The following is a 15,637-nucleotide window of genomic DNA, read 5'->3' as shown; positions in this document are numbered from 1 at the left end:
CTATCATAACGTCATTAATAAAATCAGGCTAATCCAGGGAACAAGTTACGTAAGCCGTTTGCAATAAACTCGATGCCTAGCGCACCAAGAATCAAACCCATGATACGTGTGATCACGTTGATGCCTGTTTGACCCAAGAAACGAACGATCAAAGGTGCCGAACGAAATAGCAACCAAGAACAAAGGCAAAACAGACCAATCGTGATAACGATGCCCACGGTATCGAACATACTTGGGTAACGCGCGCCATAAACGATTGTTGAGCTGATTGCACCAGGACCAGCCATTAGTGGCATCGCTAGTGGTACAACGCCGATCTGTTCGCGGCTAACGTATTCAGATTTTTCTTGTTTGTTCTGCTTATCCTCACCGAGCTTACCGCTCATCATCGAAAAGGCGATGCTTAACAGCAGCAAGCCACCTGCCACTCGGAATGAATCCAGTGAAATACTGAACATATCCAACAGTAACTGACCTGCAAGCAGGGAAATGATCAGAATGACGGCCACTGCCACATTGGCTGTTGTCGCGGTTTTGATCTTTTCTTCTGGTGTCATATGTCCGCTTAAAGACACGAAAACAGGCATGATGCCTACAGGGTTAACGGCGGCAACCAACCCCAAGAAAAACTGCAGGAAAATGGCTAGCTCTAAAGTCTGCATATTGCGTACTCGTAAATGTTCACATTAGTGAAAAACGGAAAGGGTAAATTTACACCAATCTATCGGGTTTTGTTGCTAAGTAAATTCGTGGGAGGTGACTACAGTTAGAAAGGGATGGATAACTGCGATACGCACCTTTGTTCTTATCGAATTTCTGCGCAATTATTGGAACATCTACTTACCAGATTCCAGATTGGTTTTCGGCGCTAAATGTAAGGCAAAAGTGCATTAGGAAGAAATGAAAAAAACTAACGTATTGACCCCACTATTTGTGAGAAAAACTAATTTTTTAATAAAATGTATCTAATCTGAGAGTGAAATGTTACATAGGGTGTTGCTGTGAAATTGTGCTGTTTTACACAAACGTTAACATTCGCACATTTTTGATAAAAACAAAGGTGGTTTGTAGAGAGATGTATTTGATTCGATATACTCTCAGTAGCACAAAAAATTAGGCCTACATGTAATTTTGTTGGCTAAAAATGAAACTTTTTTACAGGTTGTTGTTGTTTCTTTTATTTTTTTGTCTGTTTGCTTGTTTTTTATGCAATAAATAAGTTGGTTTAATTTATTTGTTTATCAAATGGTTACATTGAATTGTTGTGGTTAACCACTACTTTGGTGGTATTTCGAGTGTGAGAACTGATCCAAGTCAATTTTTTTCACACTCTGAAATATTATACTCAGTCCTGAAAGCAATTTACTAAGACGTTTGTTCTCTAAGTGACTGATAAACAGTAAAAACGAAAGACAATTGCCTTAATAAAAAGTTTTTAATATTTGTTAATTTTAGGAGAATCCCTATGCCTGTAACTAATATGGCTGAACTAGATGCAATGATTGCTCGCGTTAAGAAAGCGCAAGAAGAGTTCGCTACTTACTCTCAAGAGCAAGTAGACAAAATCTTCCGTGCAGCGTCTCTTGCAGCTAACCAAGCTCGTATCCCTCTAGCGCAACAAGCGGTAGAAGAATCTGGTATGGGTATTGTTGAAGATAAAGTAATCAAGAACCACTTCGCTTCTGAGTTTATCTACAACAAATACAAAGACGAACAAACGTGTGGCATCCTAGAAGAGGATGACAACCTAGGTACTATGACTATCGCTGAACCTGTTGGTATCATCTGCGGTATCGTACCAACAACTAACCCTACATCTACAGCGATCTTCAAATCTCTAATCTCTCTGAAGACTCGTAACGGTATCATCTTCTCACCACACCCACGTGCGAAAAACTCTACTAACGATGCAGCTAAACTTGTTCTAGATGCAGCAGTAGCAGCAGGTGCACCAAAAGACATCATCGGTTGGATCGACCAACCTTCAGTTGAGCTATCAAACGCTCTAATGAAACACGATGACATCGCGCTTATCCTTGCGACTGGTGGTCCAGGCATGGTTAAAGCAGCTTACTCTTCTGGTAAGCCAGCAATCGGTGTAGGTGCAGGTAACGTTCCTGTAGTTATCGATGAAACAGCAGACATCAAACGTGCAGTTGCTTCTGTACTAATGTCTAAAACTTTCGATAACGGCGTAGTATGTGCTTCTGAGCAGGCTGTAATCGTAGTTGACGAAGTTTACGACGAAGTAAAAGAGCGCTTTGCTTCTCATAAAGCTCACGTTCTATCTAAAACAGATGCTGACAAAGTACGTAAAGTGCTTCTAATCGACGGCGCGCTAAACGCGAAAATCGTTGGTCAACCAGCTACAGCTATCGCTGAAATGGCGGGTGTTAAAGTTCCTGCAGATACTAAAGTGCTTATCGGTGAAGGCCTAGGCAAAGTATCTTACGATGACGCATTTGCTCACGAGAAACTGTCTCCAACTCTAGGTATGTTCCGTGCTGACAACTTCGAAGATGCAGTCGCTCAAGCAGTAACAATGGTAGAGATCGGCGGTATCGGTCACACATCTGGTCTATACACTAACCAAGACGTGAATGCAGACCGCATCCGTTACTTCGGTGACAAGATGAAGACTGCTCGTATCCTAATCAACATCCCGACTACACACGGTGGTATCGGTGACTTGTACAACTTCAACGTTGCACCTTCTCTAACTCTAGGTTGTGGTTCATGGGGTGGTAACTCTATCTCTGAGAACGTAGGTCCTAAGCACCTAATCAACAAGAAAACTGTAGCGAAGCGAGCTGAAAACATGTTGTGGCATAAACTACCTAAGTCAATCTACTTCCGTCGTGGCAGCCTTCCAATCGCACTTGGCGACCTAGAAGGCAAGAAACGCGCATTCCTAGTAACTGACCGTTTCCTATTCAACAACGGTTACGCAGATGACGTAGTAAGCCTACTGAAAGCTCAAGGCATGGAAGTTCAAACATTCTTCGATGTTGAAGCTGACCCAACACTATCTGTAGTAGAAAAAGGCGCGGCTCAAATGGCTAGCTACCAACCTGACGTTATCCTAGCGCTAGGCGGTGGTTCACCAATGGATGCAGCGAAAATCATGTGGGTAATGTACGAGCACCCAGAAACTCACTTCGAAGAACTAGCAATGCGCTTTATGGACATCCGTAAACGTATCTACAAGTTCCCTAAAATGGGTCAAAAAGCTGAGCTTGTATGTATCACTACTACTTCAGGTACTGGTTCAGAAGTTACTCCATTCGCAGTTGTTACTGACGACAAGACTGGTGCTAAGTACCCACTAGCTGACTACGAAATCACGCCAAACATGGCTATCGTTGATGCGAACCTAGTAATGAACATGCCTAAGTCTCTAACAGCATTCGGTGGTTACGATGCAGTAACTCACGCTCTAGAAGCTTACGTATCTGTTCTTGCGAACGAATACTCTGACGGTCAGGCTCTTCAAGCACTTAAGATGCTAAAAGAATACCTACCATCAAGCTACGCGAATGGTGCAAATGACCCAATCGCTCGTGAGAAAGTTCACAACGCAGCAACTATCGCTGGTGTAGCATTTGCGAACGCATTCCTAGGTGTTTGTCACTCAATGGCGCACAAACTAGGTGCAGAGTTCCACTTGCCACACGGCCTAGCTAACGCACTACTAATCTCTAACGTGGTACGTTACAACGCGAACGACAACCCAACTAAACAAACTGCGTTCTCTCAATACGACCGTCCACAAGCACGTCGTCGTTACGCTGAAGTTGCAGACCACCTAGGCCTAAGCCAAGCTGGTGACCGCACTGCTCAGAAGATTGAACGTCTACTAGCATGGTTGGATGAACTAAAAGTTAACCTAGACATCCCAATGTCTATCCAAGCGGCAGGTGTTGCTGAAGCTGACTTCGTAGCGAAACTAGACGAGCTAGCGGTTGAAGCGTTCGATGACCAATGTACTGGTGCGAACCCACGCTACCCTCTAATTAGCGAGCTAAAAGACGTTCTACTAGCTTCTTACTACGGTAAAGCTTTCGTTGAAGGTGAAACTTTTGAAGGTACTACAGTAATCAAGAAGAAAGCAGACCAAGAAGCAGCGAAATCTGCTCCTAAAGCTAAAAAAGAAAAAGCTGACGCGTAATTAAGAGTCGCTTTGAGTAAGGTTTTCGCTAGCACGAAACCTTAATCGGGAAAAGGTTAAAGCCCCAGTCAAATGACTGGGGCTTTTTTTGTTTAGGTATCGGAGGTTGCTTACATCGGAGCCGGGAAACACAGAGTAATGGTGTATGTTTACACTTCGGTCGCAACTACTCGGCCACTGAAGTATTCATTCGCGACGATGTACGCTGTGTTACGGACCAGTTCGTCTTGGATCTCTGCCCAGTGCCTTTCGTCAAGATCCTCTCGTGTATGACTGACAGAGGGAATGACGCCGCCGACGCGGATATTGAAAGGGGTGAGCTCTTTTGCCCAGCTGTGCGTAAAGCCAGACACCAAAGCCGCCATGCTTTCAACACCAGTCAGATCTTCGTGGTTATCGTGCGAAATGACATTCACGATCACGCCTTTTTTATTGCGCGCTCTAAATCGTTCCGCGCCGACTTGCCCGTAGGTATAGAGAAAACGTGCCGCGGAAGATAGGTGGTCGATATAGATACTCATTGGTTCTGGCGCCATTAGGCTTGGCATCGGTGAGCTCGTCCAGCAATTAACGATAACATCTGGCGTTGCTCTTAGCTGCGATTCGATCTGATCAAACAATAGATTTATGGATGTGGGGTTATCACTACACACATTCATTGCATAGACTTTGTCGGTAAATGCGCGGATCTGATCATAACTCGCCTTTAGGGCGCTTGAATTTTGGTCACACAGGATCAACGTCGCTCCGAGGTGAGCGAAATGGCTGGAGCACGTTCTTCCGATGACCGAACCCGCAGATGTGACGAGAATGATTGACTCTTTAATATCCATAACACCTTCACTGTATCCATGTGTGAAAAACAATACACCAGTGGTTTGTGCTATCAGCATGGTTGAAAATCGTTGAGCTCAGTGTGAAAGGCCTCAAACTAACGCTTTCGAGTAAGGACTATTGTGCGGTAATTTGTAAGGCGTCACATTTCTGACGTGTTGATACTGCAAGCTGTTGGATGAAAAGCTGATCTCTATGCTTGAGCTTGGATCTGATACTGACGTTGAGCCGTCACTAGCTGATTGTAGAGGCCCGCATCAGGGATAAGGCTCTTGTTGCGCTCACCTAAAGTGCGGCGCTCATGGCCTGACAAATTATGATAAACGTCTTCAGGAAGATCGAACGTATCTTCTGGCAAGTAGGTTAGGGCGTCTGGTTTTAGGTAGTGGCTTAACTTTGCAGATGGCAGACCCGCATTATGGAATTGTTTCGCTTGTAATGCGGCGAGTTCGTAGCTGCTGCTATCGGAGCGCAAAGCTTGTGGCTGAGAGAGCCCAAACTGTTGACGAAGAATCTCGTCGCTTGTGGCCGTTTCTTTAATTTCTTCAACCGGTACGACATCTCGAACATCGTTTGAGAACATAGACAAAATCAGCGAAAAATCGGCACGACGACCTTCGTGAACAGCATGGTTGATACCGTTGCCGAACTGAATTTCGTTGATAATTGCTGCTTTGTCTAACGTATGAATTTGCATGATGTTCCTCTTGAGATGCTTTTATAACGGCGCATCAAAGAAGAACTTTAGGAAAAAGAAGAGATTAAATGGGTATTTTTAAGCGAGAAAAGAAAAAGCTCGCTGATTCAGCGAGCTTTTAAAATAAGACTAAATTGAACTAGGGGGAAGTCAATTACTTCGCTAAGTTCTCAGCTACGAAGTCCCAGTTTACAAGAGCCCAGAAGCCGTTCATGTAATCAGGACGTACGTTGCGGTAATCGATGTAGTACGCGTGTTCCCATAGGTCAACAGTTAGAAGTGGAGTAGTACCTTCTTCTGTTAGTGGCGTTGCTGCGTTAGAAGTGTTAACGATTTCTAGAGAACCGTCAGCTTTCTTAACTAGCCAAGTCCATGAAGAACCGAAGTTGTTGATTGCTGCGTCAGTGAACTTCGCTTTGAATTCTTCGAAAGAACCGAATGCTGCGTTGATTGCGTCTGCAACTGCGCCAGTTGGTTCGCCGCCCGCGTTTGGAGCAAGACAGTGCCAGTAGAACGTGTGGTTCCAGATTTGCGCTGCGTTGTTGAATACGCCACCAGTAGAAGTCTTGATGATCTCTTCTAGAGTTTTGCCTTCGAACTCAGTACCAGGGATAAGACCGTTAAGCTTAACAACGTAAGTGTTGTGGTGCTTACCGTGGTGGTAGTCTAGAGTCTCTGCTGAGATGTGTGGTTCTAGTGCGTCTTTCGCGTAAGGAAGAGCTGGTAGTTCAAATGCCATTACTCGATTCTCCATTGATATGAAAGGTTAACCTTTCGATTGCTTCCAGTGTTTTTTTATAGCTATGTAGCCTTTACGGCTGACTTGCTAGGTATTTTAGCAAGTTTTTACTTTATTAAAACCCCGATATGAAAATATTTTGAGATGCTAAGTGTTGTTCATGCTCCTCCACTTACCAACGAAGTGGTAGTAAGCGGTCAAACTTTTTGCTTTTAAATCATCTCAGTATAAACCGCATCAATTATATGGTTTTTATTCTGTCGTTATTGAGTAGAATGTGGCAAAGAAACAAGTTCACATCCATGAATGAGGAAGCGATGGAAACTATCGACAAAATCAAACAGCAGATCTCTGAAAACTCAATCCTGCTGTACATGAAAGGCTCACCGAAACTGCCAAGCTGTGGTTTCTCTTCTCAAGCATCACAAGCGCTAATGGCATGTGGCGAGAAGTTCGCTTACGTAGACATTCTACAAAACCCAGACATCCGCGCTGAGCTACCAAAATACGCACAATGGCCAACGTTCCCACAACTATGGGTTGAAGGTGAGCTAATTGGTGGTTGTGACATCATTCTGGAAATGTTCCAGAAGGGTGAACTTCAGCCTCTAATCAAAGAAGCTGCAGCACGCGCTGAAGGTCAAGCTGAGTAATTCGTAAATACTTACATTTGGCGATAGAATACGAGGGAGCCGCATTGGCTCCTTTTTCTTTTTTAGGTTAGTGGAATGAACATAAAGCTTTACTACGTACATGACCCTATGTGCAGTTGGTGCTGGGGATACAAACCAACCATCGAAAAACTAAAACAACAACTGCCAGGTGTGATTCAGTTTGAGTATGTGGTGGGTGGGCTTGCACCAGATACTAATTTGCCAATGCCGCCAGAAATGCAACAAAAGCTTGAGGGGATTTGGAAGCAAATCGAAACTCAGCTAGGCACCAAGTTTAATTACGATTTCTGGAAACTGTGCACACCAGTGAGAAGTACGTATCAATCATGCCGCGCTGTTATCGCCGCGGGATTTCAAGATTCGTATGAGCAAATGCTCGAAGCGATTCAGCACGCCTATTATCTACGTGCAATGCCGCCTCATGAAGAAGCAACGCATCTTCAATTAGCGAAAGAGATTGGCTTGAATGTGCAGCAGTTTAAAAATGATATGGATGGCACGTTATTGGAAGGTGTATTCCAAGACCAACTGAGTTTAGCGAAAAGTTTGGGTGTTAACTCTTACCCTAGTTTGGTGCTGCAAATCAACGATGCGTATTTCCCAATTGAGGTGGATTACCTATCGACCGAGCCAACGCTTAAGTTGATTCGTGAACGCATTATCGAAAACATGCCAGCGCAATAGTGGCTTCGTTTTCGATTGAATTAAAAAAACCGCTCATATCGAGCGGTTTTTTTGTTAGCAAAGGTATCAGTCTTTTCTGTTAGAAAACTTGATACTAAAGCACCATTGCAGCGATCCAACCGAAGATGATCAGTGGGATATTGTAGTGGATGAAGGTTGGAACAACCGTTTCCCAAATGTGTTCGTGCTGGCCGTCAGCATTTAGGCCAGAAGTTGGGCCCAATGTTGAGTCGGATGCAGGAGAACCTGCATCACCTAGCGCTGCAGCTGTACCTACTAATGCGATCGTTGCCATTGGTGAGAAACCAAACGCCAAAGAAAGCGGAACGTAGATGGTTGCAAGAATTGGAATCGTCGAGAATGAAGAACCAATACCCATGGTTACCAACAGACCAACAACCAGCATAAGTAGCGCTGCAAGCGGTTTGTTGTCACCAATGCTTGTAGACAGTGACTGAACTAGGGTTTCTACGCCACCGGTTTGTTTCATTACCGCTGCAAAACCCGCGGCTGCGATCATAATAAAGCCGATCATCGCCATCATGTGAACGCCTTTGGTGAATACGTCGTGGGTTTCTTTCCATGCGATAACGCCACCAAACGTGAACACCATAAAGCCAGCGAGAGCACCGATGATCATTGAGCCGGTGTAAAGCTGAACACCAAGCGCGGCAATAATACCAAGTGCAGCCACTAGGATGTGCTGTTTGTTAATGCTGTGGTCGGTTTCGTGAACCACCGTCAGCTCTGTTTCTTTGTACTCGCGAGGTTTTCGGTAGCTAACAAAAATGGCCAGTAGCAAACCAAAAATCATACCCGCGCCAGGAAGCAACATTGCGGTTGGTACTTGGCTTGCGACAACGTTCTCTAAACCGTTGTCATGCAGGTTTTTTAGCAAGATGTTGTTTAAGAAGATCCCGCCAAAACCAACAGGAAGCACCATGTAAGGTGTAATCAGACCAAAAGTCAGCACACACGCAATTAAGCGACGATCCAGTTTAAGCTTCGCAAATACGCCCAAAAGAGGTGGAATCAAAATTGGAATAAAGGCGATATGAACAGGAATTACGTTCTGAGAAGACATGGTTACGAGCACTAACGCCACTAATACAGCGTATTTAAGGCCAGTAGTCGATGCCGCACTTTCTTTGCCGTTTAGGCGTTTAATCACGCTTTTTGCGAGCAGGTCAGTGATACCAGATTTAGAAATGGCAACGGCGAATGTGCCAAGCATAGCGTAGCTAAGTGCAATCGTTGCACCGCCACCTAAGCCACTTTCGAAGGCCGCTACGGTATCGCCTAAGCTCATTCCCGCAACAAGGCCACCAACAATGGCACTAAACGTGAGGGCGACCACCACGTTTACACGCATCAATGCTAACACGAGCATGACGCAAACTGAGATAACGACAGGATTCATACTATTCCCAATATGTTGTGTTTACTTATTATTCTTCGTTAACAAGCGGCCAACCGCCGAGGGCCTTCCATTTGTTCACGATGCCACAGAATAACTCTGCAGTTTTTTGTGTATCGTAAAGGGCAGAGTGCGCTTCACGATTGTCGAATTCCATCCCTGCCGTTTTGCATGCTTTAGCGAGAACAGTTTGACCATAAGCAAGGCCGCTTAATGTGGCGGTGTCAAAAGTAGCAAAGGGATGAAAAGGGACTCTTTTTAACTTGCAGCGCTCGTTCGCTGCATTAACAAAACTTAAGTCGAAAGCGGCGTTATGTGCAACCATTATTGCACGTGAGCAATCAGATGCTTTTTGTTCTTTACGAATCAGCTTATAAATTTCTTTTAATGCTTCTTGTTCAGAAACTGCACCGCGTAATGGGCTGAAAGGGTCACGAATACCATTAAACTCAAGCGCTTCTTTCTCTAAATTCGCGCCTTCAAAAGGTTCAATATGAAAATGAATAGTGGAGGCTGGATGCAGAACGCCTTCTTCATCCATACGAAGGGTGACGGCGCAGATTTCTAAAAGTGCATCGGTTTGAGCATTGAAACCAGCGGTCTCAACGTCAACAACCACTGGGAAATAACCACGAAAACGCTTTTTCAGGGTTAGGGCTTCATTTTCTATTGTCATGTTGGCTTATTTTTGTGTGACGAAGGCTGCATTATTGCAGATTATATCGATGAGAAAAACCGCAATTTCGGAGAAAAACGGAATTCTATTTTCCATCTAATCAATAAGCTCGCGCGGCGCTTGAGATAAAGAGCACAAGTACCGATTTTTGTATCACGCAGGTGCATATTTAACTCGGAAATAGATACGATTTAGCGGCATTTGTGGGAGAAATCAGAGCTGGAATCGTTCATTTTGATACTCTCACCAAGAAAGTTAGAGCATTGGCGGGATTTTTGCATGACAATCGTTGTAGTTTTAATGATTCCAATTAACGGCAAAAGACTGCCGTTTGAGAGATTGTACTAGATGAATAAATGGCTGATAACCAGTGGTGTCATGCTTTCACTGCTTAGCGCAAACAGTTACGCGGTGATGGGCAAGCGTTATGTCGCTACTCCGCAGCAATCACAATGGGAAATGGTGGTAAATACCCCTTTGGAATGTCAGCTTGTGCATCCAATTCCAAGCTTTGGTGATGCGGTGTTTTCGTCGCGTGCGAGTAAAAAAATCAATTTGGATTTTGAACTTAAGATGCGTCGCCCTATGGGTGAAACACGCAATGTCAGCTTGATCTCAATGCCACCACCTTGGCGACCGGGTGAGCATGCCGACCGCATCACGAATCTGAAGTTTTTCAAACAGTTTGATGGGTATGTCGGTGGGCAAACTGCTTGGGGTATTTTATCTGAATTAGAGAAAGGCCGTTACCCAACATTCAGCTATCAAGATTGGCAAAGTCGCGATCAACGAATTGAAGTCGCGTTGTCATCCGTATTATTCCAAAGTAAGTACAATGCGTTTAGTGACTGTATCGCCAATTTGTTGAAGTACAGTTTCGAAGATATTGCGTTTACGATTTTGCATTACGAACGTCAGGGCGACCAACTGACGAAAGCGTCTAAAAAGCGTCTTGCTCAGATTGCTGATTATGTGCGTCACAATCAAGATATCGACCTCGTGCTGGTGGCGACATACACTGATTCAACCGATGGTAAGAGCGAAAGCCAGAGCCTATCGGAGCGACGAGCAGAGTCTCTACGCACTTACTTTGAATCACTGGGTTTGCCAGAGGATCGTATTCAAGTGCAAGGTTATGGCAAGCGCCGACCTATTGCTGATAATGGCACGCCGATTGGTAAAGACAAGAACCGTCGTGTAGTCATCTCTTTAGGTCGAACTCAAGTTTAGGCCGTAGTAAGCATGCTTACATAAAAAACGCCGGAGAAATAATCTCCGGCGTTTTTGTATATTGACGTTGTTAGCTTGTAAATTAAGTAAGAGCATCGAAAACGCTCAAGTCTTACGTTGTATATGTTAGTGAGTATCTACTTACTGTTGAATAACTTTCGTGAGTTATTTCCAAGTGATGAGGTCAGCTTATTTTCGACCTTTGCTCATTAATTTAAACGAAACTTAGCGATCACTTCGCAATTGGTTGCGGTATCGATCTTTTCTACTTGTTTCGCAATTGCTGGGTTTGGATGACGCTTCATAAAGTCGATAAGTGCTTTTGTGCAACAGCCGATGGAGTCAATAAAGCTCGCGCAATTCTGGTTTGGGCATTGGGGAATAAGTGTGAGCACTTTTTCAGATGCCAGCTGAAGATATTTGAGTTCGTATTCGGTATCACCAGCCCAGCGCCAAAATTGCGCGAGGTTGTGACAAGAGATTACAGAAATCAAAAGTCGTTCGTCTGCTTCAATTTCCACGCATTCACTAATGTCTTCACTTAAGCTTAAAGCTTGTTGATAGTGAAGAATGCTGCGTACAGGATCATCTAGTTGCAGGGCAGTATCGGCTAGGAGTGTGTGTTTTTCCCATTCACTGATCATTATCGTTGTCCCACGTATCGAATTTGGGATGAATCTAAACGATAATCATTATCAAGTAAAGTGGTTTGTTTACAAAAGGACAGGCAGATCGCAGACCTGCCTGTAATTGAGGTTCGACTTGCAATGCAAGTGAATCAGATGAACTAGCCTTCTAGACCCGCAGAAGCTTGTTTGTTCTGGATAAGCTCAATCATGTAACCATCAGGATCTTTTACAAAGGCGATGTGTGTTGTACCACCTTTCACTGGGCCCGCTTCGCGAGTAACGTTACCGCCTGCAACTTTGATTGCATCACATGTTGCGTAAATGTCGTCTACGCCAATTGCAATATGACCAAATGCTGTGCCCAGGTCATATTCTGTCTTACCCCAGTTGTAAGTCAGTTCAATCACGGCACCTTGGGATTCATCACCGTAACCAACAAAGGCAAGTGTGTATTCGTACTCTTTGTTTTCGTTGGTACGAAGCAACTGCATGCCCATGACTTCAGTATAAAATTTGATTGATTTGTCTAGATCACCTACGCGAAGCATAGTGTGTAGAATTCGACCGTTTGACATTTTTAGCTCCTAGCTTCTGTTTTCAGATAGCGTTAACTATCTGGGTATACTTTCTCTTTATATTCGCACAAATCTTCAATAATGCAGCTTCCACAGCGAGGCTTTCTCGCTAAACAAGTGTAGCGACCATGAAGAATTAACCAGTGGTGTACATCGAGTTTGAACTCTTTTGGTACCACTTTTAATAGCTTTTGTTCGACATCATCTACCGTTTTTCCCATCGCAAACTTAGTACGATTCGAAACGCGATAAATGTGCGTATCGACGGCAATGGTTGGCCAACCAAATGCGGTGTTGAGCACGACATTGGCGGTCTTACGTCCGACTCCTGGAAGAGCTTCAAGAGCGGCGCGATCTTCTGGTACTTCGCCATTATGCTTTTCTAATAAGATCTTACAGGCTTTGATGGTGTTTTCTGCTTTTGAGTTAAACAGGCCAATGGTTTTGATGTATTCCTTCAAACCATCGACACCCAAATCGAGAATACTTTGTGGCGTATTCGCAACGGGGAAGAGTTTATCAGTGGCTTTGTTGACACTGACATCGGTCGCTTGCGCTGAAAGTAGCACAGCGATGAGTAACTCAAATGGAGAGCTCCAGTTCAGTTCCGTTTCAGGATTGGGGTTGTTTTCTCTTAATCGTTCAAGAATTTCTATTCTTTTTTCTTTGTTCATTGCTGACTTCCAAACCCGTCTTTGCGGTTTATGAAAAAGGCCCTACGAGTGGTAGAGCCTTGATTTTAGAATTCTTATATTATGCGTTAGTTACGCGAGCACGCTCAATGGCCGGTTTTTCTTCTTTCGGCTGACGAGCCTGAATTGAGCTGTCGATAACATTTTTCAACGCAATCAAAAGTCCTACACCGATGAAAGCACCTGGTGGTAATAGTGCTAATAAGAAGCTGCTATCAAATTGGAATACTTGAATGCGCAGCGCTGCAGCCCAGTCACCCAATAGCAAGTCTGCGCCGTCAAACAATGTGCCGTTGCCGATAAGCTCGCGCATTGAGCCCAACACAACTAGCACACTGGTCATGCCCAGTCCCATCCATAAGCCGTCCAATGCGGCAGGAAGCACATCATTTTTTGAAGCGTAAGCTTCGGCGCGACCGATGATGATACAGTTGGTTACGATCAACGGGATAAAGATACCCAGTGATAGGTACAATCCGTAAGCGTAAGCATTCATTAGTAGCTGGACGCAGGTTACGAGTGACGCAATGATCATAACGAAAACCGGAATTCGGATCTCTTTAGGAACATAGTTACGGATCAGTGAAACCGTTACGTTAGACCCCACTAGTACCAGTAATGTGGCAATACCAAGCCCCAGCGCATTGGTGATCGTCGATGAAACGGCGAGTAGAGGACATAAACCGAGCAGCTGAACCAATGCTGGGTTGTTGCTCCACATGCCGTTCTTCATCAATTGTTTGTTTTCGCTCATTGATTGTCTCCTGCGCAGTTTAGTGGCTGGCTGAGAATCTCATCACGAGATTGATTTACGTAGTTTACGGTGTTTCTGACTGCTTTGACGACAGCTCGAGGCGTAATGGTAGCGCCAGTAAACTGATCAAAGTCTCCACCATCTTTACGAACTTTCCAAGAATTCCAATTATCTTCGGTGACTTGCTTACCCGTGAAACCAAGAATCCAACTGGTAACGCGAAGATCTATTTTATCGCCTAGTCCCGGAGTTTCTTGATGGCTAAGTACGCGCGTACCTAAAATCTTACCTTGATTATCGATACCTGTGATGACTTTGATTTCACCGTTATAGCCTTCTGGTGCAATCGACTCAATGGCGATGGCTGTTGGCTCACCATTTTTGGTGGCAATGTAGGTAGGCATCGCGTGCATCGTGCCAAGCTCTGGAGACGTCACCAACGTGCATGATTGAGTTAATGCGTTGTCGTGCATCGTTTCAGGAATTACTTGGTTAAGCACTGAAAGTAGCTGCTTTTGTTCCTGAAGCTTGATTTGATCTTCGGTTAAGTACTGAGTCAACGCGACCAAACCTGTTGTGGCGCAAGCAAAGATCGCCAGTGTCAGACCATTTTTTCTAATTGCGGTTAACATGTTTACCTCAGTGGCCGTAAGTTCTAGGTTTGGTGTAGTAGTCGATAAGCGGAACGCACATGTTGGCTAAAAGAACCGCAAAGGCGACGCCATCAGGGAAGCCGCCCCAACTACGAATAATAAAGACAAGAGCACCGATTAGCGCACCAAAAATAAGGCGGCCTTTTACTGTGGTAGATGCCGATACTGGATCTGTCGCAATAAAGAACGCACCTAGCATGGTTGCGCCTGACAGCAGATGGAAGATTGGCGAAGCCGTCTCTCCCGGCGTGATAACGCTGAAAATAAGGCTAAACAGAGTCAAACTCGCGAGGAAGCCTGCTGGAATGTACCACTGAATGATGCGTTTTTTGATCATCACTAAGCCGCCAATCAGATAGGCTATGTTCACCCACTGCCAGCCGATACCAGCCAAGCCACCAAAGATCGGCTGTGAAAGCACTTCACTAGGGGTTGCTCCCGTGTGAATACCTGTTTTAAAGGCATCCAGTGGAGTTGCCATTGTTACACCATCAACACCAGCGCGAACTTGCTGCAATGAAAGACCGTCATAATCAAAACCAGTGAAAATCAAAGAGAGGGTATCTGCGAAATTTACATGGTCTGGAATCAACAGTGTTGGTGCACTCCAACTGGTCATTTGAACCGGGAAGGAAATCAAAAGTACAACGTAGGCGACCATTGCTGGGTTGAAGAGATTCTGTCCAATGCCACCATAAAGGTGTTTGGCAATCACAATCGCAAAAATTAAACCAATAACTATGATCCACCACGGAGACCAAGGTGGAATGGCAACGGCGAGCAGCCATGCGGTGACAATTGCACTGTTGTCTCGTAACGCTCTCATTGGCGAGCGTTTACGACAGATCATCACGAGTGCTTCAAGTGATACTGCAACGGCGATAGCAAAAATCAGCTGGATTAATGTGCCCCAACCAAAGTAGTACGTTTGCGCTGCCAAGCCAGGGATAGCACATAAGGCTACCCATTTCATTAAGTCAGGCGTGCTGCGACGACTATGCGCATGCGGTGAACTGGCAATAAAAAACGACATTACTCGTTCTCCTCGGTATTATTTTTATTCGCGTCTTGTTGAGCTTTTCGCGCTTTTGCACGAGTAATCGCAGCAGCGACCGCGGCTTTCTTCGGATCTTCGCCAAGCTCTTGAGAAGCTGTTTCTGCAACAGGTTGAGATTCAGTCTCTTGTTGCGCTTTACGCGCTTTTGCACGAGCAAT

Annotated in this window: 17 protein-coding genes; 4 read left to right on the top strand and 13 right to left on the bottom strand. The window is 44.7% G+C overall.

What is annotated here, in order from left to right; translation table 11 throughout:
• Positions 1 to 23 precede the first annotated feature (23 nt).
• Entirely contained in the window at positions 24 to 662 is a 639-nt protein-coding gene (locus OU793_RS14675; protein ID WP_005461786.1) for a YchE family NAAT transporter, read from the bottom strand.
• An 803-nt stretch (positions 663 to 1,465) separates the two neighbouring features.
• Here OU793_RS14675 and adhE point away from each other — a divergent pair.
• Positions 1,466 to 4,168, top strand: a complete 2,703-nt coding sequence (gene adhE / locus OU793_RS14670) for a bifunctional acetaldehyde-CoA/alcohol dehydrogenase (protein ID WP_023585254.1) — start codon at positions 1,466 to 1,468, stop codon at positions 4,166 to 4,168.
• A gap of 149 nt (positions 4,169 to 4,317) precedes the next feature.
• Here the strand turns inward: adhE and OU793_RS14665 are convergent, their stop codons facing one another.
• The 3 genes from OU793_RS14665 to sodB all read right to left on the bottom strand — a co-directional run bounded on the left by OU793_RS14665 (position 4,318) and on the right by sodB (position 6,438).
• A complete protein-coding gene (locus OU793_RS14665; protein ID WP_005494469.1) occupies positions 4,318 to 5,061 on the bottom strand; it encodes an SDR family oxidoreductase in 744 nt (247 codons plus the stop codon).
• Positions 5,062 to 5,195: 134 nt separating this feature from the next.
• On the bottom strand, positions 5,196 to 5,699 hold the full coding sequence (locus OU793_RS14660; RefSeq protein WP_005494471.1) for a VC2046/SO_2500 family protein: 504 nt from the start codon (positions 5,697 to 5,699) through the stop codon (positions 5,196 to 5,198).
• 154 nt (positions 5,700 to 5,853) lie between these two features.
• A complete protein-coding gene (sodB, locus tag OU793_RS14655) occupies positions 5,854 to 6,438 on the bottom strand; it encodes a superoxide dismutase [Fe] (RefSeq protein ID WP_005485383.1) in 585 nt (194 codons plus the stop codon).
• Positions 6,439 to 6,755: 317 nt separating this feature from the next.
• On the opposite strand from sodB, the gene OU793_RS14650 reads away from it, so the two are divergent.
• Both OU793_RS14650 and OU793_RS14645 read left to right on the top strand, forming a co-directional pair.
• The gene (locus tag OU793_RS14650; protein WP_005494473.1) at positions 6,756 to 7,091 is read left to right on the top strand and encodes a Grx4 family monothiol glutaredoxin; all 336 of its coding nucleotides are present in this window, start codon (positions 6,756 to 6,758) and stop codon (positions 7,089 to 7,091) included.
• Between the two features lie 75 nt (positions 7,092 to 7,166).
• A complete protein-coding gene (locus tag OU793_RS14645; RefSeq protein WP_005494474.1) occupies positions 7,167 to 7,796 on the top strand; it encodes a DsbA family protein in 630 nt (209 codons plus the stop codon).
• A gap of 94 nt (positions 7,797 to 7,890) precedes the next feature.
• Here the strand turns inward: OU793_RS14645 and OU793_RS14640 are convergent, their stop codons facing one another.
• Together OU793_RS14640 and rnt are read right to left on the bottom strand one after the other, a co-directional pair.
• The gene (locus OU793_RS14640; protein ID WP_005490613.1) at positions 7,891 to 9,216 is read right to left on the bottom strand and encodes a Na+/H+ antiporter family protein; all 1,326 of its coding nucleotides are present in this window, start codon (positions 9,214 to 9,216) and stop codon (positions 7,891 to 7,893) included.
• Positions 9,217 to 9,244: 28 nt separating this feature from the next.
• Complete coding sequence (gene rnt, locus OU793_RS14635) at positions 9,245 to 9,889, bottom strand: ribonuclease T (protein ID WP_005490636.1); 645 nt, start codon at positions 9,887 to 9,889, stop codon at positions 9,245 to 9,247.
• 348 nt (positions 9,890 to 10,237) lie between these two features.
• On the opposite strand from rnt, the gene OU793_RS14630 reads away from it, so the two are divergent.
• Positions 10,238 to 11,119 carry an OmpA family protein gene (locus OU793_RS14630; RefSeq protein ID WP_005494483.1) on the top strand — a complete coding sequence of 294 codons (882 nt, stop codon included), beginning with the start codon at positions 10,238 to 10,240 and terminating at the stop codon, positions 11,117 to 11,119.
• A gap of 209 nt (positions 11,120 to 11,328) precedes the next feature.
• On the opposite strand, the gene OU793_RS14625 is transcribed toward OU793_RS14630, so the two are convergent.
• The 7 genes from OU793_RS14625 to OU793_RS14595 form a co-directional block, all read right to left on the bottom strand.
• Positions 11,329 to 11,763 (bottom strand): DUF2753 domain-containing protein, encoded by a 435-nt coding sequence (locus tag OU793_RS14625; RefSeq protein WP_005490627.1) that lies wholly within the window; start codon positions 11,761 to 11,763, stop codon positions 11,329 to 11,331.
• Positions 11,764 to 11,906: 143 nt separating this feature from the next.
• Positions 11,907 to 12,323, bottom strand: a complete 417-nt coding sequence (gene gloA, locus OU793_RS14620; RefSeq protein ID WP_042765735.1) for a lactoylglutathione lyase — start codon at positions 12,321 to 12,323, stop codon at positions 11,907 to 11,909.
• Between the two features lie 32 nt (positions 12,324 to 12,355).
• Positions 12,356 to 12,997 (bottom strand): endonuclease III, encoded by a 642-nt coding sequence (nth, locus tag OU793_RS14615; RefSeq protein ID WP_140103897.1) that lies wholly within the window; start codon positions 12,995 to 12,997, stop codon positions 12,356 to 12,358.
• A 79-nt stretch (positions 12,998 to 13,076) separates the two neighbouring features.
• Complete coding sequence (locus OU793_RS14610; RefSeq protein WP_005480817.1) at positions 13,077 to 13,769, bottom strand: electron transport complex subunit E; 693 nt, start codon at positions 13,767 to 13,769, stop codon at positions 13,077 to 13,079.
• The gene (gene rsxG / locus OU793_RS14605) at positions 13,766 to 14,401 is read right to left on the bottom strand and encodes an electron transport complex subunit RsxG (RefSeq protein ID WP_140103896.1); all 636 of its coding nucleotides are present in this window, start codon (positions 14,399 to 14,401) and stop codon (positions 13,766 to 13,768) included. Before rsxG ends, OU793_RS14610 begins: the two co-directional genes overlap by 4 nt.
• A gap of 7 nt (positions 14,402 to 14,408) precedes the next feature.
• Positions 14,409 to 15,455, bottom strand: coding sequence for an electron transport complex subunit RsxD (gene rsxD, locus OU793_RS14600; protein ID WP_005480820.1), 1,047 nt, complete (start codon positions 15,453 to 15,455; stop codon positions 14,409 to 14,411).
• The coding region (locus tag OU793_RS14595; protein WP_274647788.1) for an electron transporter RnfC at positions 15,455 to 15,637 on the bottom strand (183 nt) is incomplete at its 5' end. The genes OU793_RS14595 and rsxD, both read right to left, overlap by 1 nt.

The sequence above is a fragment of the Vibrio sp. VP6 genome, from assembly GCF_028823755.1.
Classification (GTDB): Bacteria; Pseudomonadota; Gammaproteobacteria; order Enterobacterales; family Vibrionaceae; genus Vibrio; species Vibrio parahaemolyticus.
Note: the sequence above shows the minus strand (reverse complement) of the source record. Positions and strands in the feature narration are given on the sequence as shown.